This window comes from Actinoplanes sp. NPDC051861, from assembly GCF_040681145.1.
Lineage (GTDB): Bacteria > Actinomycetota > Actinomycetes > Mycobacteriales > Micromonosporaceae > Actinoplanes.
In genome coordinates, this window is sequence record NZ_JBFAYE010000018.1 from 132,266 (window position 1) to 150,635 (window position 18,370).

At 70.8% G+C, this 18,370-nt stretch carries 19 protein-coding genes; 11 read left to right on the forward strand and 8 right to left on the reverse strand.

Going from position 1 to position 18,370, the window contains the following annotated elements; all coding sequences use genetic code 11:
* The first annotated feature begins 25 nt into the window (after window positions 1-25).
* The 4 genes from AB0M02_RS34600 to AB0M02_RS34615 are packed head-to-tail and all read left to right on the forward strand — an operon-like array spanning window position 26 to window position 3,432.
* The gene (locus tag AB0M02_RS34600; RefSeq protein ID WP_364234729.1) at window positions 26-913 is read left to right on the forward strand and encodes a serine hydrolase domain-containing protein; all 888 of its coding nucleotides are present in this window, start codon (window positions 26-28) and stop codon (window positions 911-913) included.
* Window positions 807-1,712, forward strand: coding sequence for a hypothetical protein (locus AB0M02_RS34605; RefSeq protein ID WP_364234731.1), 906 nt, complete (start codon window positions 807-809; stop codon window positions 1,710-1,712). The genes AB0M02_RS34600 and AB0M02_RS34605 overlap by 107 nt, the downstream gene beginning before the upstream one ends.
* Window positions 1,713-1,729: 17 nt before the next feature.
* Window positions 1,730-2,398: a response regulator transcription factor gene (locus tag AB0M02_RS34610; RefSeq protein ID WP_364234733.1), complete on the forward strand. Its 669-nt coding sequence runs from the start codon at window positions 1,730-1,732 to the stop codon at window positions 2,396-2,398.
* Between the two features lie 14 nt (window positions 2,399-2,412).
* A complete protein-coding gene (locus tag AB0M02_RS34615) occupies window positions 2,413-3,432 on the forward strand; it encodes a HAMP domain-containing sensor histidine kinase (RefSeq protein ID WP_364234735.1) in 1,020 nt (339 codons plus the stop codon).
* A 19-nt stretch (window positions 3,433-3,451) separates the two neighbouring features.
* On the opposite strand, the gene AB0M02_RS34620 is transcribed toward AB0M02_RS34615, so the two are convergent.
* The 4 genes from AB0M02_RS34620 to AB0M02_RS34635 all read right to left on the reverse strand — a co-directional run bounded on the left by AB0M02_RS34620 (window position 3,452) and on the right by AB0M02_RS34635 (window position 6,580).
* On the reverse strand, window positions 3,452-3,997 hold the full coding sequence (locus AB0M02_RS34620) for an RICIN domain-containing protein (RefSeq protein WP_364234737.1): 546 nt from the start codon (window positions 3,995-3,997) through the stop codon (window positions 3,452-3,454).
* Window positions 3,998-4,137: 140 nt separating this feature from the next.
* Entirely contained in the window at window positions 4,138-5,424 is a 1,287-nt protein-coding gene (locus AB0M02_RS34625) for a serine hydrolase domain-containing protein (RefSeq protein WP_364234739.1), read from the reverse strand.
* 60 nt (window positions 5,425-5,484) lie between these two features.
* Window positions 5,485-5,877 carry a nuclear transport factor 2 family protein gene (locus AB0M02_RS34630; RefSeq protein WP_364234740.1) on the reverse strand — a complete coding sequence of 131 codons (393 nt, stop codon included), beginning with the start codon at window positions 5,875-5,877 and terminating at the stop codon, window positions 5,485-5,487.
* A gap of 1 nt (window position 5,878) precedes the next feature.
* Window positions 5,879-6,580, reverse strand: coding sequence for an SDR family oxidoreductase (locus tag AB0M02_RS34635; protein ID WP_364234742.1), 702 nt, complete (start codon window positions 6,578-6,580; stop codon window positions 5,879-5,881).
* A 124-nt stretch (window positions 6,581-6,704) separates the two neighbouring features.
* Here AB0M02_RS34635 and AB0M02_RS34640 point away from each other — a divergent pair, with 124 nt between their 5' ends.
* On the forward strand, window positions 6,705-7,622 hold the full coding sequence (locus AB0M02_RS34640) for a LysR family transcriptional regulator (protein WP_364234744.1): 918 nt from the start codon (window positions 6,705-6,707) through the stop codon (window positions 7,620-7,622).
* Here the strand turns inward: AB0M02_RS34640 and AB0M02_RS34645 are convergent.
* Complete coding sequence (locus tag AB0M02_RS34645) at window positions 7,543-8,805, reverse strand: MFS transporter (RefSeq protein ID WP_364234746.1); 1,263 nt, start codon at window positions 8,803-8,805, stop codon at window positions 7,543-7,545. The two genes, AB0M02_RS34640 and AB0M02_RS34645, sit on opposite strands and share 80 nt — an antisense overlap.
* A gap of 204 nt (window positions 8,806-9,009) precedes the next feature.
* Here AB0M02_RS34645 and AB0M02_RS34650 point away from each other — a divergent pair, with 204 nt between their 5' ends.
* The 4 genes from AB0M02_RS34650 to AB0M02_RS34665 all read left to right on the forward strand — a co-directional run bounded on the left by AB0M02_RS34650 (window position 9,010) and on the right by AB0M02_RS34665 (window position 13,262).
* Complete coding sequence (locus AB0M02_RS34650) at window positions 9,010-10,941, forward strand: DUF4157 domain-containing protein (RefSeq protein ID WP_364234748.1); 1,932 nt, start codon at window positions 9,010-9,012, stop codon at window positions 10,939-10,941.
* 8 nt (window positions 10,942-10,949) lie between these two features.
* Window positions 10,950-11,351 (forward strand): hypothetical protein, encoded by a 402-nt coding sequence (locus AB0M02_RS34655; protein WP_364234751.1) that lies wholly within the window; start codon window positions 10,950-10,952, stop codon window positions 11,349-11,351.
* 101 nt (window positions 11,352-11,452) lie between these two features.
* A complete protein-coding gene (locus tag AB0M02_RS34660) occupies window positions 11,453-11,776 on the forward strand; it encodes a M20/M25/M40 family metallo-hydrolase (RefSeq protein WP_364234754.1) in 324 nt (107 codons plus the stop codon).
* 223 nt (window positions 11,777-11,999) lie between these two features.
* On the forward strand, window positions 12,000-13,262 hold the full coding sequence (locus tag AB0M02_RS34665; protein ID WP_364234756.1) for an MFS transporter: 1,263 nt from the start codon (window positions 12,000-12,002) through the stop codon (window positions 13,260-13,262).
* A 65-nt stretch (window positions 13,263-13,327) separates the two neighbouring features.
* Here AB0M02_RS34665 and AB0M02_RS34670 read toward each other — a convergent pair whose 3' ends face one another.
* Window positions 13,328-13,825, reverse strand: a complete 498-nt coding sequence (locus tag AB0M02_RS34670) for a hypothetical protein (RefSeq protein WP_364234758.1) — start codon at window positions 13,823-13,825, stop codon at window positions 13,328-13,330.
* 232 nt (window positions 13,826-14,057) lie between these two features.
* Here AB0M02_RS34670 and AB0M02_RS34675 point away from each other — a divergent pair, with 232 nt between their 5' ends.
* Both AB0M02_RS34675 and AB0M02_RS34680 read left to right on the forward strand, forming a co-directional pair.
* Window positions 14,058-15,392 (forward strand): hypothetical protein, encoded by a 1,335-nt coding sequence (locus tag AB0M02_RS34675; RefSeq protein WP_364234761.1) that lies wholly within the window; start codon window positions 14,058-14,060, stop codon window positions 15,390-15,392.
* Window positions 15,393-15,430: 38 nt separating this feature from the next.
* Entirely contained in the window at window positions 15,431-15,934 is a 504-nt protein-coding gene (locus AB0M02_RS34680; RefSeq protein ID WP_364234764.1) for an NUDIX hydrolase, read from the forward strand.
* On the opposite strand, the gene AB0M02_RS34685 is transcribed toward AB0M02_RS34680, so the two are convergent.
* Both AB0M02_RS34685 and AB0M02_RS34690 read right to left on the reverse strand, forming a co-directional pair.
* Complete coding sequence (locus AB0M02_RS34685; RefSeq protein ID WP_364234766.1) at window positions 15,913-16,578, reverse strand: hypothetical protein; 666 nt, start codon at window positions 16,576-16,578, stop codon at window positions 15,913-15,915. The two genes, AB0M02_RS34680 and AB0M02_RS34685, sit on opposite strands and share 22 nt — an antisense overlap.
* Before the next feature lie 9 nt (window positions 16,579-16,587).
* Window positions 16,588-18,261, reverse strand: coding sequence for a serine/threonine-protein kinase (locus tag AB0M02_RS34690; RefSeq protein ID WP_364234768.1), 1,674 nt, complete (start codon window positions 18,259-18,261; stop codon window positions 16,588-16,590).
* Window positions 18,262-18,370: the final 109 nt, after the last annotated feature.

Genomic DNA, 18,370 nt, shown 5'->3' on the forward strand with positions numbered 1-18,370 from the left:
GCAGCGTCGCTCCTAATCTCGCGGCATGTGGAAGGTTGTGCGTCTCTGGAGGAGCGCCGCGGCGCTGATGATCGGCGTGATGCTGGCTGCGACGGCGGCCTGCACCGCGCAGGAGGAGCCGGCGCCGGCGCCGGCGTGTGGCGGGGAGCTGGGTGCCGCGTTGAGCGCGTGGGCACGGGCCGGGTTCAGTGGCGCCGTCGCCGTGTCGACCGGTGGGCGGTTCGAGTGTCTCGCGGGATACGGCACGGCCGACGACGCCACCGGTGCGCCGAACACCGCTGACACGGTCTACAGCATCGGCTCGGTCAGCAAGGCGTTCACGGCTACCGCGATCCTCAAGCTCGCCGAGAGCGGCAAGTTGTCCCTGGACGATCCGGTCGGCAAGCTCGTGCCGGCCGTCACCGGGCCGGTGGGCAGGGCGACGGTGCGCCAGGTGCTGCTGCACACCGGCGGTGTCGGCGGTTCGATCGGCGCCGACGACCAGCCGCTCGACCGGGCCGCCGCGATCGCCGCGATCAACAAGCTTGAGCCGGCGTTCCCGCCCGGCACCGGAAACGCCTACTCCAACGCCGGCTACACCCTGCTGGCGATCATCATCGACACCGTGTCCGGCATGTCATATCGCGAATACACCCTGAGACACGTCCTCACTCTGCCCGGCGGCGCCGTGACCGGCGGCTTCTGGCACGGCACGCCGGCCGCCGCCGGGCCCGCCGCGGCGGGCTACCTCGACGGCCGGCGAGCGCGGCCGATCGACAGACTTCCCCGGGCCGTTTTGGGCGACCGAGGGCAACGGCTCGCTCGCGATGACCGCGAAGGAGCTGGCCACCTGGGCCTACACGCTGTTCCGCGGCACGCTGGTCACGCCGGGATCGGCCAGGCTCGCCGGCGCACCGGGACACCCGGTGGGTGACGGGCGGTCACACACGCTGGGCGGCTGGGTGGCCTTCGACGCCAAGGTGTACGGCGCACCGGCCGTCGCCGTCGCCGGAGGCGGCGGCGATGTCGGCCACAACACGGCGGTTCTCTGGATTCCCACTCGGGACCGGGTGATCGTCATGTCGTCCAACCGGCCGGCACCGACCGCTGAGGAGCTTCTGGCCGCGACGGTGCCGGCGCTGGTCACCGGCGGCCCGCTGCCGACGCCCGCCGCGGCTACCGGCGGTGGTGACCCGGCCGCGCTCGCCGGGACATATCGACTGGACACCGGCGGATCGCTCGACGTCACCGTCGCCGGCGACCAGCCGCGCATCTCGGCGACCGGCGCCGACGCGGTGCGAGCGCTGTTCCCGCCGGGCGGCCGTTTCTCCGCCGACGACCTGCGGGTGCACGAGACTCGCGTGCTCGACATGCTCGCCGGTCGGACCAAGGAGGGCCGTGCTGAGCGCGAAGCCGTGGAAGCCGAGTTCGGGCCGATCACCGCGACGGTCTCCGGCGGCACCATCGTCGACGACGGCGAGATGCGGACGTACGTCGCCATGACCACTCGCGACGGTCCACGGCTCGGCTGGTATGCGGTTGACGAGCACAGCAACATCGAGGGGGCGGAACTGCCGACCGACCCGCCGGCGCTGACCCTGACGCCGGCCGGGCCGAACAGGTACCGACCGCCCGCGGGGACCGGCGCGGACGTGACCGTCGAATTCGCCGGCGGCAGGGTGACCGTCTCCGGACCGGCCGGAACGACGACCGGTTCGCTGCCGAAACGATGACCGGGGAGAGGAGCACCATGCGTGTCCTGCTTGTCGAGGACGATCCGGACCTCGCCGAGGTAGTCGCGCTGGGCCTGCGCAACGAGGCGTACGCGGTCGATGTGGCCGGGACCTACGCGGCCGCCGAGGAGTTGCTCGTCACCACGACGTACGACGTGGTTTGCCTCGACCTGGGCCTGCCGGACGGTGACGGGCTCGCGCTGCTCGAGCGCACCTCCGACGACCCGTACCTTCGCAGGCCCCGGCGCCGTCTCGTGCTGACCGCCCGCGACGCGGTGGCCGATCGCGTCGCCGGGCTCGACGCCGGCGCTGACGACTACCTCGTCAAGCCGTTCCACTTCGCCGAACTCGTGGCACGCCTGCGGGCGCTGAGCCGTCGCGAGGACAGCACCGGATCGATCCTGCGCGTGGGGGAGTTGACGCTTGATCTGGCCACCCACCGCGCCTGGCGGGCCACGACCCTGCTCGACCTGACCGCGCGCGAGTTCTCCCTGCTGCGCTACTTCATGCACCACCCGGGTGAGGTCCTGCCCGCCGAGACGCTGCTCGAACACGTCTGGGACGCCAATGCAAACCCCTTCACTTCATCGGTACGGGTGATCCTGAGCCGTTTGCGGCGCAAGCTCGGCGAACCGGCGCTGATCGTCACCGTCACCAACACCGGCTACCGGTTGCAGTCGCCGTGATCCCGTCGTTGCGCATGCGGTTCGCGATGCTCGGGTTCCTGGCCATCTACCTGCCCGTGCTGCTTCTGTTCAGTGTCGTCATGGTGAGCGATGTCGAGATCGACGCGACCGGCGAGTTGATCACCGCCACCACAGTGGATCGGTCCGGATGGGTGACGTGGACGGTTGTCGCCCTCGCGCCGGTTGCCGCCACACTCGCCTGGGCCCTGGCCGGCCAGGCGGTGCGGGACCTCAACCGGGTACGTGTCATCGCCGACACCGTCGACCCGGCCGACCTGACCCGCCGTGTCGGGCTCGACCGCGGCCCGAGCGAGGTCGTCCAGCTCGCGGCGAGCATCGACGCGATGCTCGGCCGCCTGGAGCGAGCGGCCGAGACCCAGCGACGGCTGATCGAGGAGGCGAGCCACGAGTTGCGTACGCCCCTGGCGGTGCTGATGGCCAACGCCGAGGTGCTCCTGGCCCACCCCAGCCCGTCGGTCGAGGTCTACCGGCGCGGGCTGCGGAACACCGCGACAGCGGCCGCCCGCCTCCGGGCGACCATCGACGAGCTGCTGGTCGACGCCCGAGGGCGGGCCCGCACGATCGCCCGCCGCCCGGCCGACCTGATGACCGTGGTCCGCGCTGTGACCGACGACGTCGCCGTGCTCGCCGAGGCGAAGACGATCACCCTGTCCGTGGCGGGCCCGGCGGCAGCGGAGTGCGCGTTCGACGAACCCACCGTGCGGCGTGCGGTCACCAACCTTGTCGACAACGCGGTCAGATACTCGCCGCCCGGTACCACCGTCGAGATCACCGTGGAGACCGCACCGCACGAGGTCGCCGTGCTGGTGACCGACCACGGCACCGGCATACCACCCGCCGACCAGGAGGCTGTCTTCCAGCGCTTCCGGCGCAACCGGGCCGACGTGCCCGGCACCGGGCTGGGCCTGCCCATCGCCGGCCAGGTGGCGAAGGCCCACGGCGGCGAACTCACCCTCACCTCACCGGGCCCGGCGGGCGACGGTTGCGTCTTCCGCCTCAGCCTGCGCCGCTGACGTCCTCAGATCGCGGAGGTCAGTTGTCCACTGTCGTCCACCGCTGGTCGGCGAGGAGGTCGTTGCAGCCGTACTGAATCAACTTGACCCCCGGTGCGGTGTTGCCGTTCGGGACGGCGAGGCATTTCTTGCTCTTCACGTTCCTCAAGATGAAGGTGCCGGGCCTCCAGGTGCCTTCCTGCCTCCACAGCTGGTCGGGGTTGGCCGCGTTGAAGTCGTACTGGATGATCGGGGCGCCGTCGTCCTCGCGCCCGCCGCTGACCGCGAGTGCCTTGTTCGGGTTGGTTCCGCCGTTGAGGAGTGCCCAGACGTACGGGACGCTGGAACCGACTCGTTGCCACTTCCAGGCCTGGTCGGAGACGTAGAGCGCGGGCCACGTGATCGCCCGGGCGCCGTTGGCGTCACTTCCCCCGGCGATACCCAGGACGTAGCCCGTACCCATGTCGGTTGTGATCGTCTCCCAGCCGTCGCCGGGCGCAGCTTGCGCCGGCGCCTGCGCCGCGACCGCTCCCAGCGTGGCGGCCAGCACGGCGACAGCGAACTGCCCCACCAGTCTTCTTCTCATCTCGGCCTTCCCATCGGTGATTCGTTGCGTGAATCCCGGCTTCCCCCGCGAGCCCAAGAAAGCCATCCGCCGACCATTTTGATCAGCGTCAATGATTCTCGCCCGATCGAGATCGCCGGGCAACGCCCCACCGCGCGGCGTCAGTCCTCGACCGTGGCGGCGGCCAGGCGCTGGAACTCGTCGCGGGCGCCGTTGAACAGGAAGTCGACGGTCTGGGTCAGCGCGATCGCGGTCAGATCGCGGTGCGGGTCGTTGAACCAGGTGGTGCCGTACCCGCCGTCCCAGCCGTAACGGCCCGGCCCGGAGACCTCGTCCGGAGTGACGCTGACGGCCATGCCGTAGCCCCAGCCCTGCCCGGAGAGCGGGAACGCGCCCGCCTCCGCGATCTCCCCCGGGGTGAGGTGGTTGGTCGTCAAGCGCCGCACCGACTCGGCCGAAAGCAGACGCCGGCCGCGGTGCACGCCGCGGTTGAGCAGCAGCCGGCCGAACGCGAAGTAGTCGTCGACCGTGGAGGCCAGTCCGGCGGCGCCGGACGGGAACGCGGGCGGCCGGGTCCACTCCTCGGGCTTCGAGCCGGGTTGCGGCTCCAGCTGACCGGTCTCCGGGTTCGCCGCGTACAGGACGGGGAGGCGTGCGGCCTCGGCGCGCGGCATCCAGAACCCGGTGTGCCGCATGCCGAGCGGCCCGAACAGCCGCCGGCGCAGGAACTCCGCGAGCGGCCGGCCGGCGGCGCGCTCGATCAGCACACCGAGCACCAGGGATCCGGTGTTGTACTGCCAGCGCTGCCCGGGTTGGTACATCAGCGGGAGGGTCCCGAATCGCCGGATCCACTCGTCGGGGCGGTGCGGCGTACGCGGATCCGGCTGCGCCAGCGCCAGTTGCAGCTGGTCGGCGGCGATGTTGATCGGGTACGGCGGGAGAAAGGTCGGCTCGAAGATGATGCCGTGTCCCATGCGGAACGTCAGCAGGTCCTCGACCGTGATCGGCCGTGCCGCCGGGACGGTCTCGTCGAGCGGGCCGTCGACACGGGTCAGCACGCGCCGGCCGGCCAGCTCCGGCAGCAGCCGGTCAACCGGCTCGTCCAGCGCCAGCCGGCCGTCCTCCACGAGCATCATCGTGGCCGCGCCGATCACCGGCTTGGTCAGCGACGCCATCCGGAACGGCGTACCCCGCTGCACCGGCCGCCCGCCGAGCGACAACGTCCCGATCGTGTCGATGTGCAGCCGCCCGCGGTGCGCGACCAGGTACACGATCCCGGCCAGCTCACCGCGCCCGACGCGGGCCGCCATCGCCGCGCGCAACTCGGCGAGACCGGCTCGCCACGGCCCGCCGGCCGCCGCCGTCGCCGGCCCACCGGACACGGCACCGGCCGTCAACGCCGACACCCCGGCTGCACCGGCACCGGCCAACAGTGTTCGCCTTCGCATCGCAGATCTCCGTCCGTCTCGTTGTCTCATGACGGTGAAGACCCGCGCAGCGACGCGGACTCATCGGTCCTGGCGATCCCCGGCGACCCTGGGCGACACGTGATAGTGGGCGATCTGCCACGCGTCGCCGACCTGGCGCACCACCACCGTCAGGTTCACCAGCACCGGGGCCCGGTCCAGGCCCGGGAAGCCGAAGTCGGCCGCGACCCAGCCCAGCACCGAGTCCGCCGCGAGCCGGCGACTCTCCAGGATCCGGTAGGACACCGTCATCTCGGCGGGCTGTTTCGCGTAGTACGCGGCGACTCCGGGCCGTCCGACGCTGTAGGGAGCCAGCCCCTGGAACACCGCGTCCTCGGTGAAGACGGCGGCCACGTCGTCAGGCGCGTACCGATCAATGGCCGAACGCCAAGCGTCCAGCGGGCCGCGCAGCGTGGCCGCCTCCGATGCCGTCATGTCAGTGCCCCGCGCTCTGTCCGCCGTCGACGTGCAGGATCTCTCCGGTGACGAATGCGGCGTTCTCGAGGTAGACGATCGCGTCGGTGACCTCGCTCATCTCGCCGAGACGGCCCATCGGATGCAGCCCGGCCAGGAACTCGTGGGTCTCGGCCGGGTGCATCGGGGTACGGATGACACCCGGTGAGACCGCGTTGAACCGGATGCCGCGAGTCGCGTACTCGATGGCCAGGGCCTTGGTCGCCGCGTTGAGCCCGCCCTTGCTCAGCGAGGCGAGCGCGGACGGCAGGCTGCTGTTGGCGTGGTCGGTCAGGCTGGTGGTGATGGTGACGACGTGGCCGGCGCCCTGCCGCAGCATCGCGTTGATCGCGTGCTGGGTGACCGTGACGAAGCCGCGCAGGTTGATGCCGGTGACGACGTCGAAGTCCTCGGCCGTGTAATCGGTGAACGGCTTCGCGATGAAGATGCCGGCGTTGTTGACGAGCGTGTCGATGCGCCCGAACTCGGCGAGCCCGGCCGCGATGACGCGCGTGCCGACCGCCGGATCGGCGATGTCGCCGGGCACCGCGAGCACGCCCGGATCGTCCGACGGGGTGATCCGGCGCGAGTTGGCGACGACCAGGTATCCCAGCTTGCGATAGGCGGCGACGGTGGCGGCCCCGATACCCTGCGAGGCTCCGGTGACGACTGCGACCTTGGACATGACGTGCTCCCTGCGATCAGTGGAAATCGGTCTGGGGAGAGCTTGCGTCGCCCCGCGGGTGATCGGCACGACCGACTTCCTCCCGTCTGAGAGGCTGCGCCTATCAGGCACCTATGCTCGGCGCATGGAGCTACGCCAGCTGCGCTATTTCGTCGCGGTGGCCGAGGAGCTGAGCTTCGCCCGGGCGGCTGAGCGGCTGCGGATCGCCGGGCCGTCGCTGTCGCAGCAGATCATGGCGCTCGAGCGTGACCTGGGCACCCGGCTGTTCGACCGTGACCGGCGGACGGTCACGCTCACCCCGGCCGGCTCGCTGCTCCTGCCGCGCACGAGGGCGCTGCTCGGTCAGGCCGACGACCTGCGGCGCACGGCCACCGGCCTGTCCGGAACCGGACCGGTCCGGCTGGGTTACGTCAACTGGCGTCCGCCGGATCTCGAACAGCGGGCGGCCGGCATCGCGCAGCTGCTGGTGGACCCGTGGGTGCTGCCGTCGCACGCCCAGGCGGCCCGGGTCGCCGACAGCAGCATCGACCTGGCGATCTGCTGGGTGCCCGCGCAGACACTCGCCGATGACGAGCTCGAGGCACGCCTGCTCGGAGCCGACCGCCTGTTCGCGATCAGCACGGGCACGGACGTGGGGCCGGTCCGCGCGGCCGAGACGACGGTGCTGATCGACGCGGACGAGACGAGCTGGTCGTCGTGGAACCGCTGGGCGCTGGCGATGGCCGAGGAGACCGGCGCCACCGCGCTGCGGGTCTCCGAGGGCGGGGTCACCGGAGAGGCGTTCTTCGATCACGTACGCCGTCTGCGCCGCCCCGTGATCAACAATCCCAAGAGCCAGACCGCACCGGTGCCCGCCGATCTGGTCACCCGGCCCGTTCACCGTCCGGCGCCCTATTGGACCTGGTCACTGGTTGCGCGCCGTGGCGAGCCACGGCCGGTGGTGGTTGCGGTTCTTGAGGCCCTTACGCGTACGGTAGACCGCCTCTGCCTCGACGATCCTCAAGCGTGGCTGTCGCCGGAGGACCCCCACCGTCCCGTCTGACCGGCCTCGCGAGAAGTGGCTCGGCCAGCAGCACGGTCACGGCCGCCACCACCAGCAGCCCGCCGGCCAGCGGAGTCGCCCGCGCGCCGGCGCCGGACAGCACTCCCGCCCCGATCAGCGAACCCGCCGCGATGCCCACGTTGAACGCGACGGAGTTGCCGGCCGACGCCATGTCGGTGCTGCCCGGTGCCACCTCCATGACGCGGTTCTGGAGAGCCGGGGTCAGCGCTCCGATGCCGAATCCGGTGGCGGCCAGGAGCAACGCGGTGGCGGGTCTCGAATCGGTGGCCGCGTACATGCCGAGCAGCGCGAGCGCCAGGACCAGCATCGAGCCGATCAGCGTGCCGCGCTGCCACCGATCGGTGCCGACGCCGCCGGCCGCGATGCCGGCGAAGTCGGCCACGCCCCGGAACAGCAGCAGCGGCCCGAGCGCGGCGGCGGCGAAGCCGGCCACGTCGGTCAGGAACACCTCGGTGTAGGTGAACGACGTGTACAGGCCCGCCACCGACAGCGTCGTGGCGACCACCACGATCGCGTAGCGGCGGGCGTCCGGGCTGGTCCCGGTGGCGGCGTGGGTCTCGTCGACCACCACGTCCGGCATGAGCAGGAGCAGTGCGGCGAAGGCTGCCAGCGCCATGCCCGCCAGCGCGACGAAGGCCGCGCGCCAGCCGAAGTGCTGGCCGATCCAGGTGCCCGCGGGGACGCCGAGCATCGGGCCCAGGGACGCGCCGGCGAAGACCACCGAGCCGACCCGGCCGCGGACCCGTACGTCGAACATGGCCGTGACGATCGGGCTCACCACAGCCCAGAACAGCGCCTGGGTCAGGGCGACCACGACGCGGGCGGCCAGCAGGACGCTGTAGTCGCCGGCGGCCGCCGAGGCCAGCGTCGCCACCACCAGGATCGCCAGGAGCGTGGCCATCAGCCGTCTGCGCGGGACGCGCCGCGTCGCGTACGTCAAGGGGAACGTGACCACCGCGACGGTCACCGCGTAGCCGGTGACCAGCAGACCCGTGGACGCGAGCGACACGTCGAGATCGTCGGAGATCAGCGACAACAGGCCGATCGGCAGGGTCTCCGTCGCGACGTAACAGAACGCCGATGTGGCGAGGGCGAGCAGAGCACCGAGCGACTGGGCGGAACGCATCGCGGCATTCTCCACCGCCCGGACAGCTCCCGTCACCCATCCGACGTTGTCTTGGCGGCGAGGCTCGCTCATCCTGGAACTCAGGGCCACGAGGGAGGGCGCCCCGCCGTGATGCATCAGAGGGCGACACCGGGTCCAGATCGCGCAGGCAGACATCGTGGTGCTGTTTCGCGCCCGGAACCGCCGGCGCCGATCCTCGCGCTTCAGCGGGCGGCCGGGAACAGCGCGGTCGGCGCACTCATGGCGGGCCGCCCGCTCGCCCCGGATGTCGCGTCCGACCTCGGTCACCGGCTGGGTGCCGATCTGAGCGCCGTCCGGGTGCACACCGACGACCACGCCGCGGCGTCGGCGCTCCAGCTCGGCGCCGCCGCGTACACCGTGGGGTCGGACATCGTCTTCGCCCACGGCCGCTACGCGCCGCACACCGATGCCGGTCAGCGCCTGCTCGCGCACGAACTCGCCCACGTCATGCAGCTGCGCGGCCCCGTGGGCAACGGCCCGGGCGGCGGCGACCACGAGGGTGCGGCTGACCGGGTGGCCCACGCCGCGCTGGCCGGGCTCCCGCTGCCGGCTCACCACACCGGGCCGGGACCGGCCGTACGGATGCAGGCGAAGCCCGACCCCTTCGACGCCCTGCGCGCCGGCAAACCGCTCACCGGGTCGCAGGCCGCGGACATGCTGCGGCACTACGAGACGCTGCCCGCGGCCGAACGGGACACCGTGGTGCGCGCGTTCGCCCGGGTCGGCTTCGCGGACAGCCCGTTGCGCCGGTGGCTGGCCGCCCTCCCGGTTGGTTCGCTGCGCGGCTCCCGGGACGTGCTGACGGACATCGGTGAACGGGTGCAGCGCCTCGCCGTGGAGCAGACCTCGGGAAAGACGCTGGCGCAGCTCGGCGCGGCACAGGCGGCGTTCCTGCTGCCGGCGGCCGAGAAGGACGCCCGTGCCCAGGTCGACGAGGAGGCGAAGAAGGCCGGAGTGCCGCCGCCGGCGACCGTCAGCGACGCGGATGTCGCCAAGGCCCACGCCGAGGCCACCGAGAAGGCCAGCCCGGTCCGGCCGCCCGAGGCGAAGAACGCCTGGGACCGGGTCAAGGAGACCCCGGGCGAGGAGGCGAAGTGGCACGCCCGCGCCGCGAAGGCGATCGCCGCCGTCGTCGTGGCCTGTCACAAGGTGGCGCCGGAGCTGGGCATCGTGGCGGCCAACCTGAAGTGGGCACCGGACAAGATCGCGGAGCGGGGCCGCAACGTGTTCGCCATGTCCGGTGACCCGCTCACCATCGGGATGAGCTTCGTCGAGACCGCCGAGGCCGATCCGGAGTACGTGGTCAGCGTGGTGGTGCACGAGATCGCCGGGCATCCGGAGTTCGGTCTGGGCATCAACAGTTTCGAGGCCAAGATCTTCGCCGAGGCTCACCGGCAGGTTCCCCGGCTCGGGGCGACGTGGACCTATGGCTCCCGGCACACCTACGGGTACATCGGCACCGAGATCTACTCCGCGCTGCGCGAGGTGCCGTACTTCCGCTCGCTGAGCCTCGCCGACTCCGCGAAGGGGCTGATTCGTTCGATCCCCCCGGACGAGAACGTCGCGAACAAGATCGGACTGGTCGCGAAGCTCTTCCCGCCGGAGATCGGCAAGGCGGTCGTCCAGGGCCTCTACGAACGTTTCCGGACGGACCCGAGGATCAGCGAGGCCGCCCTGGCGCTGTTCGAGGCCACTGTCGACAAGCAGTTCCCGAGCACGCTGAAGGGCGTTCCGCGGCGTGGGCCGACGTGGACGGTCGGGCTCGGCGCCGGCGTGGGCGGGGAGCGTGCCGGCGGGCGCAACCAGCTCTACACCGAGGTCGAGGCGAACGCGGTGCTCCGCTTCACCACCACCGCGCTCAGCTTCGGCGCCCGGCTCGAGCTGCTTCCCACGGAGGACAAAGGCACTTTCGTACGGGCCGGACTGCAGAGCCAGCTCCACGTCCAGCTGTTCCGTAACCTTTACGGTGACCTGCGCGGCGGTTATCTGTGGGGGTTCAAGGGCGCATCGAGCGGTGCCACGGTCGGCGGTGGGCTCTCGTACGACTTCGGGCCCGTGCAGATGGGCCTCCTGTACGACTTCTTGAAGGTCGCCAACAAGGAGGACCCGAACGCGCACCGGCTCCTGATCCGCGCCGGCATGAACTTCTGAGGACGGGGATGACCGATCGGATGCCTCCACTGGACCGCTGGACACCGGTGGGGCGGCGGACCACCGACTACGCCGTCCAGCTGCTCCGCAGCACGCACCCGCCCGAGGTGGAGGCTGCCGAGGCATGGCTCCTCGCTCATCCCGGGGAGGCCGTGCCCGCCCTGATCGGCGCGCTCGACACGCCCTCGGCCCAGGCGGCGGCCGAGCTGCTGGGTGAACTGGACGACCCGATCAGCATCGAACCGCTGCTCGCCGCCCACGAACGCGGCGGCACGGGCCTGCGCCGAGCCGTGGAGGCCGGCCTGGAACGCCTGTCGTCACCCGAAGCCGCGGCGGCCCTGACCCACCTGCGGCACGCACCCGGCGGCGGTGCCGTGCAGGATTCACACCATGACCAATCCGGACGATGACCTGATCGAGCTCCGCCGGCAGATCCACCGTCACCCGGAGCTGGCCGGCGAGGAGCGATCGGGGTCGGCGTTGCCCGGGCCTGGCCAAGAACTCCGATCAGGTGCGCGGCCGGCTCGCATTCGTCTTCCAGCCGGCCGAGGAGCCCCTGCAGGGCGCGCGGGCGATGCTGAAAACCGGGTTGGTACAACGGCTCGCTCTGCGCGAGAGCTACGCGCTGCACTGCGACCCGTTCCCGGCCGGGACCATCACGGTGTCCCCGGGCCACGGCCTGCCCGGCGTCGACAACATCCGGATAATGCTGCCGGGCGGGGACGACGCGGTGACGTCCGAATTGGAGAAGCCCAGCACCGTCGACGTCCTGCAACGCGTCGCGGACTATCAAGCGGCGCCCCACACACCCTCGACTTCGCCGCAGACAAGTTAGCGATAACCCACGGCGTCGCGCCATGTCCACCCTGCTGACCCGCCGTCTGGCGGTCGGCTCAGCTCGCTGACGGGTGACAAGGTTCCGGCTCGGGTGTGTCGGATCCCCGCAGCGGGGTGGGAGTCGCTAGGTTGCCGCAGTGGCCGCCGGTCGAGCCGTGCGTCTGGGCCGGGATCGCTTGGGCCAAGTCCAGGATCAGCCGATCTTGCGAGGTGTGGCGCGCGTGAGTCATCTGCAGCTGCTGCGGCATCGTCCGGTTCTGGTGTTGTGGTCGTCCTCGGCGTTGAATGTGCTCGGCGACCGGCTGTACGGGCTCGCGGTCATGTGGGTGGTGTACGAATCGACCAAGTCGGCGACGTGGATGGGTGTCGCTGCGGTGATCGAATCGATCCCGTACATCGTGATCGGAACGTTTGGCCGGGCCGTGGTCGCCCGCTTCTCCTCGTACAGGGCGCTCGGCTGGCTGGACGCTGGTCGGGCCGCTGCGGCGTGCACGCTGCCGTTGCTGTGGTCGCCGGACGACGGAGGTCTCGCGATTCTGTTGACGCTGGTGTTCGTGCTGGGCACCCTGGGCGCGCTGTTCGGCCCGAATCTGGGCACGCTGGTGCCGGACCTGGCCGAGCCGGGGCAGGTGCGTCAGCTTACGGCGTTGCTGGACCTGACCACACGGATTGCGGCGATCGCCGGTCCCGGCGCGGTCGGTTTGATCTTGATGGTCGTGTCCGAGGTTCAACTGTTCGCACTCGACGGCATTACTTTCATGGTGTCGGCCGTGGCGATGTGGTGGCTGCACGCTCACACCCGCCGGGCGGCCCGGTCCGTGATATCGGCGGCGGCAGTCTCGCAGCCGTCGGCGGCCGGTGCGCCGGTGTCGGCTGCGTGGCCTGTACTGCGCCGGCACCGCGACGTGGCCATCGGTATCAGCCTGCACGGCGCCGGGTTCTTCGTTGCCGCCGTGTCTGCGGTAGGACTACCCGCCCTGCTGGCAGTGCAGCTCGGTCAGGGCGCCGCCGGATACGGCTTGGCGCTCGCGGCGGTCGGTTCGGGGGCGTTGGCGGGGAACCTGCTGATAGGCAACGCCCGGCTGGGCCATTGGCTGACGGTGTACTGCGGGGCGTGGATGGTTGCCGGCCTGACCCTGCTCGGATACAGCGTCGCTCCGTCGCTCCCGGTTGCGCTGGCTGTGGGGTTCGTGGGAGGGCTCGCGACTCCTGCGGCTGCGGTCACGTTGCGTACGCGTTTGGCGGAGTTCGGTAGGCAGGAGCGGTTGCGTCTGATCACTGTTGATCAGACAGTGATCCGGACCGCGGGCACCGCCGGAATGTTGACTCTCCCGGTAGCAGTCGACGCGGCTCCGGCGCCCGCGTTCGCCGGGGCTGGTGTGCTTCTGCTGGCAGCTGCCGCGACCGCCGCTCTCGTGGGCCGGCGACTGGCCACTGGCGCGGAGCCCGCCAGCGCGGAGCCTGCGGCGGAACGGGTGCCCTGATGCTATCGCGCCCGCCCCGCGCCGGCTGGGCGCGGAACGGGCGCTTGTGCAGGCGCTCGACAGGGTCAGGCCGCGGCGCATGCGGTCAGCGCGCCCGGTGATTCCGTCACCACCTCGGTGCTGGTGAATGTGGCCACGTCGGCGGCGAGGAAGTGCTGGATGGTGATCGCTTCAGGCTTCACACCGATGTGCTTGTAGACCACCTGATGCATGCGGGAGAAACCAGCACCGCCACGCTCGATGAAGAACTCGGCGTCATACCAGGCGACACCGAGGAACACGGTGCCGCCGCCCAAGCGGGGTTCGTCCGGGTTGTCGAACTGGACGTGGGTGTCGTCCCAGTCCCAAAGCATGAGGTCTTCGGGACGGGCGCGGAGCTTGTCGTCGGAGGCCTTGATTGCGTCAACGCAACGCTGCAGGGTGGCGAAGTCCCGGCAGACGTACCGGCAGTCGCTGAAGGCTACGACCTTCTTGTCGCCCCGCCGGGCCGGGTCGCTGCTCTCACCCGTGAGCACTTGGATTCGGGTCCTGGGGGTCGGGCCGGACAGGATCGTGTCGAGCACGCTCTGAACCATGGTTCCTCCTTGCTCGGTGGGACGTGGACTTTCGGCTGATTCCGGCGATCGATGGATTCAGCTGACCACCGTGCGTCCCGGTCGCGGCAGGTTGCGTGCCTGGTGGCCGGTTGCTCGGCGATGCCGCAGGTTGCGCGGGGTTGCGCGCTATCGAGTGGATGGGCAGCAAAGCCCTATCCTGAGTACGCCGTGTCACCAACTGGCTACACGGAGGTATTGAATGGTGCGACCTGTCGCGAATCACGACCTGCACGGCCTACTCGCCCAGGCCGACTACTCCCACGGCACCTTCGTCCGGCAGGTCAACCACGCCTGCGGCGGCAGCTACGACGCGTCCAGCGTGTACTGGTGGCTCCGCGGACGCCGCCCCGACCCCACCGCCCGCGCCGCCATCGTCGCAGTGCTTACCCGCCGCCTGCATCGCACCATCACCCCCGATCAACTCGGCTTCGACCATGACCTGAGTGCCGGCCTGACCTACCCCGGCTCCCCCGACGAAACCATCGACATCACCAGCAAGCTGTGGGATTTGAGTGCCCGCCATGCGGCTGTCCTCGCCGGCTCCCTCTACGTTTCCGATGCCGCCGCGCAAACCGCCCTCGCCTGGCGGTACGACCCCGACGACCCGGACTGGTCGCGCCAAGGCCGGCGAACCGTGACCGGCGTCGACGTCGAAGCGCTAGCCCTGTACGCGGGCTATTTCACCGACCTGGACCGCCGCGGTGGTGGAGCAGCCACCGCCCGAACATTGGTCGCTGACTTCCTTGACCGGCAGGTTGGCCCGATGCTTCACGGGAGCTACACCGACGCGGTCGGCCGGGATCTCATGGCCGCTGCCGCAGGCCTCGCTGGGCAGTTGGCCTACATGGCCTACGATGCCGGAGAACACGGCGCTGCCCTGCGGCATTACACCACCGCGCTCCGAATGAGCCGGGCTGGCGGCGACCGCCTGTACGGAGCTCACCTGCTCGCGAACCTCGCCACCCAGGCCGTACATCTCGGCCAATCCCGCAACGCCGTCCGTCTGGCCGAAGCCGCCATCGACGGTGCCGGCCGGGCCCCCGCCGCCGTACGAGCCCGCCTGCACGCCACTGCGGCCAGCGCGCACGCTATCGCCGGCGACCGCAATTCATGCACGACGGCGTTGCGCAAAGCTCGGATCGCCATCGACTGTGCTCGGCCCGGCGGAGGCCCCACTTGGGCGTCCTATTTCAGCCCGGCCCACTTCGCCGGGACAGCCGCTCGCTGCTATCGGGATCTTCGGCTCCACCGCAAAGCTCTAACCTACGGGCCTGCCGCGCTGGGCCTGCCGACTGACAGCGCCCGCACCCATGCTCTGCACACCGCACTGTTGGCCACCATCCACGCCGCCCAAGGCGACCTGGACGAGGCATGCCTGTACGGCGACCAGGCCGTGCCGTACCTACGCACCGTCCAGTCGATGCGCGTCCGGCAACGCCTGATCGAGCTCATGGACCGGCTGCGCCCACACCGGCGGGTTCCGATCGTTGCCGAGTTCTTCGATCACCATCGAGACCTGCTTGCCACGGCATGATCGGCCATCTCCGCACCCGGTGGACTACCGTCATCCCGGTGAGCACCTGGATCGAACCCGACCAGTGGTACGCGCAGCTGCCCAGCTTCTACGCCACCACGGCTGCCCTGATCACCGAGACCGGGACCGGCCGGGTGCTCCTCGTCAAACCCAACTACCACGACCACTGGGCCTTCCCCGGCGGATACCTCGAAGACAACGAGTACCCACAGGACGGTTGTGCCCGAGAACTTCACGAAGAACTCGGTCTTCACCTCGAAGTAGGCCCTCTACTCGTACTGGACTGGGCGCCACCCGCCGGGCCACGACCTCGCGCGCTCATCAGCATGACTTTCGACGCCGGCGAGATCCCTGCCTCCACCCCACTGAGGCTGCCCGCCGACGAACTGTCCGCCTATCGATTCTTCGACCCGCGCACCGCCGCCGAACAACTGCCGGCCGCCGTCGCGCCCCGGATCTCTTCAGCGCTGAAAGCCCGCCGTACCGGACAGACGGCATACATAGGCACACCGCCGTCGGCTCAGCGGGGTTCGCAGTTGTAGGTGACCTGGGTGGTGGCCTGGACCGGGGACGGCTCGATGATGTTGACGGTGGCTCGCTCGGTGGTGGTGCCGACGCCGCTGAAGGTCCACCGGAGGGTGAGCGTGGCCGTACGCTGTCCGCTTCCGACCTGTTCGCTCAGTACGGCGCCGGGTGCCGCGTCCGAGCGGAACCACTGATAGCGAATGGTCCCGCTGCGGCCGTTGGTCTGCACCGTGGCGACCACGTCGACGGTGACGTCGCAGCGGTTCGCGGCCGGCTCGGGCACCGTCACCGTGGCGCTCTCCACCACGAGCGGGCGGAACTGCTGCCACAGGTAGAGCCCGACGACCACCACCAGCGCGAGCGTCACCAGGCTGGACAGAATCGACACCAACCGGCGCCACAGCGGACGACGGGCCGGCGCAGTCGACGGCCACGGCGGGGCGGCCGTGGCCGTCGGCGGCACACCGGGTCCGAAACGCATCTCCCCGGGGGCGCGCACGGTCGGCGCCGAGCTTTCCTGAGCGGTCGGGTTCATCCCGGACAGGTGCACGGTCCGGTCGAGCGGCCCGGCCGCGGCGGTGGGGTCCGTGTTGCCGAGGAACACGGTCGGTTCGGGACGGTTGACGGTGGCCCACGGGTCGGCGGGTTCGGGCCGGGTCACGGCGTGCTCCTAACCGGGAGAGCAGTAGTTGACGAGTGTGACGTACACCGGCTTGGACCGCGCGGAGTTCCCGGCGGCGTCGACGGCGACGACCGAGACGGCGATGCGGGTGGACGTCTTCGGCATCGGCAGCGGGCCGAGCGTCCCCTGGAACAGGTCGCCCTTGCGGGCCGCCATCGCGACGGTCGAGCCGGCCCCGTCGGCGGTGTAGGTGAAGCTGACGTCGAGCGCGCCCGGCCCACTGCGGTCGTCGGCGACCGTGGCCGAGATCGTGCTGGTACGGGTCCCGTACTGGCAGCGTTCCGACTCGACCGTCTGCGGGCTGGTGCCGACGCCGCCAACGAGGGGAGCGGTCGTGTCGCCCGGCGGTGACGGGGAGGCACTGGCGGTGGGACTGCTGGGTGCCGGTGGATCGTCGGCGGGCGGCGGCGGTGACGAACTGGGTGAACTGCCGGGCACGACCGGCGCCTCCGGAGTGCCGGTGACCGGGGTGGTCGTGGCCGGTGCGACCGCACCACCCGGGGCCGTCGTCGCGGAGGTCGGGGCTGTCGACGGAACCGGCGGTCCGGCGGAGACAGTGGGGGAGGCCGAGCCGGGCGGTGCGCCCACCGCCGGATCGGAAACCGGGGTCGACGCCTCGCTCGCGGTGGCAGCGGATTCGGCGGACGCGTAGCGATACCCCGCCCCGCCGATCAACACCGCCGCGAGCAGGGCGGTGCCGACCAGAGCGGTCTGCTTACGGCCCAGGCGGAAACGGTCACGGCGGCCGACCTGCGTCGAGGCGAGGCTGATCGCGCCGTCGGCGCCGTCCGGGAACGGCCACAGCGCGGCGAGCAGGGCGGCCCGGCGCGCCAGGTCGCGCAGGCCGCGTCCCTCCCAGTCCGAGCCGTACGCCGAACCCGCCACCCGCTCCAGGACGTCGAGAAAGGCGAGCGCGTGCTGCGGCCGGTCGGCGGGCAGTTTGGCCATGCCCTGGCGCAGCAGATCGTGCACCGCCGGCGGAGCCGGATCCGTCGGAATGGGCGCGTTGGTGTGCTGCTCGTGCAGGGCGAACAGGTTCTGACCGTCGTACGGCGGATTGCCGGTGAGACATTCGAAGAACGTGGCCGTGGCGGCGTAGATGTCGCAGGCCGGCGTCACCGGGACACCCGTCCACTGCTCGGGCGCCATGTACCGCGGGGTGCCGGTGACGACCGTGCCGACGCCCGTTCCGGCCGAGGTCGCGATGCCGAAGTCCGCGAGCTTGCTCAACCCCGACCCCGTGACCAGTACGTTCTCCGGCTTGTAGTCACGGTGCACGATGCCGTGCAGGTGCGCCGCGCCCAACCCGGCGAGCGAGCCCTTCAGCACACACAGCGCCGACTCGGGGGTGGTCGCGCCGTGCTCGCGCAGCATCTGCCGCAGCGACACCCCGTTGACCAGCTCCATCACGATCGCCGCGCCGTCGGCGGACTCGACGTACTCGTACAGCCGGGCGACGTGCGGGTCGTCGACCTCCCCGAGCAGCCGCGCCTCGTTCCGGAAGGCGGCGCGGAACGAGGCGTCGTCGCCGAGGCTCTGCACCAGATACTTGATCGCGACCTGCGTGCCCGTCTCGTCGTGAACGGCGAGCACGACATGACCGGAGGCGCCGGCACCCAGCGGACGCACAGGCGTGTAGCCGGAGAGTTGCCAGCCATCCATGCTCGGTACTCCACCGTCAAGGGGCGGATGCGTGAGCCCGCCGCGCCCGAACCATTGTGGAGGCGACGAGTCCACCGGGGATCGGCCCATCGGGTGCTTTCGATGGCCG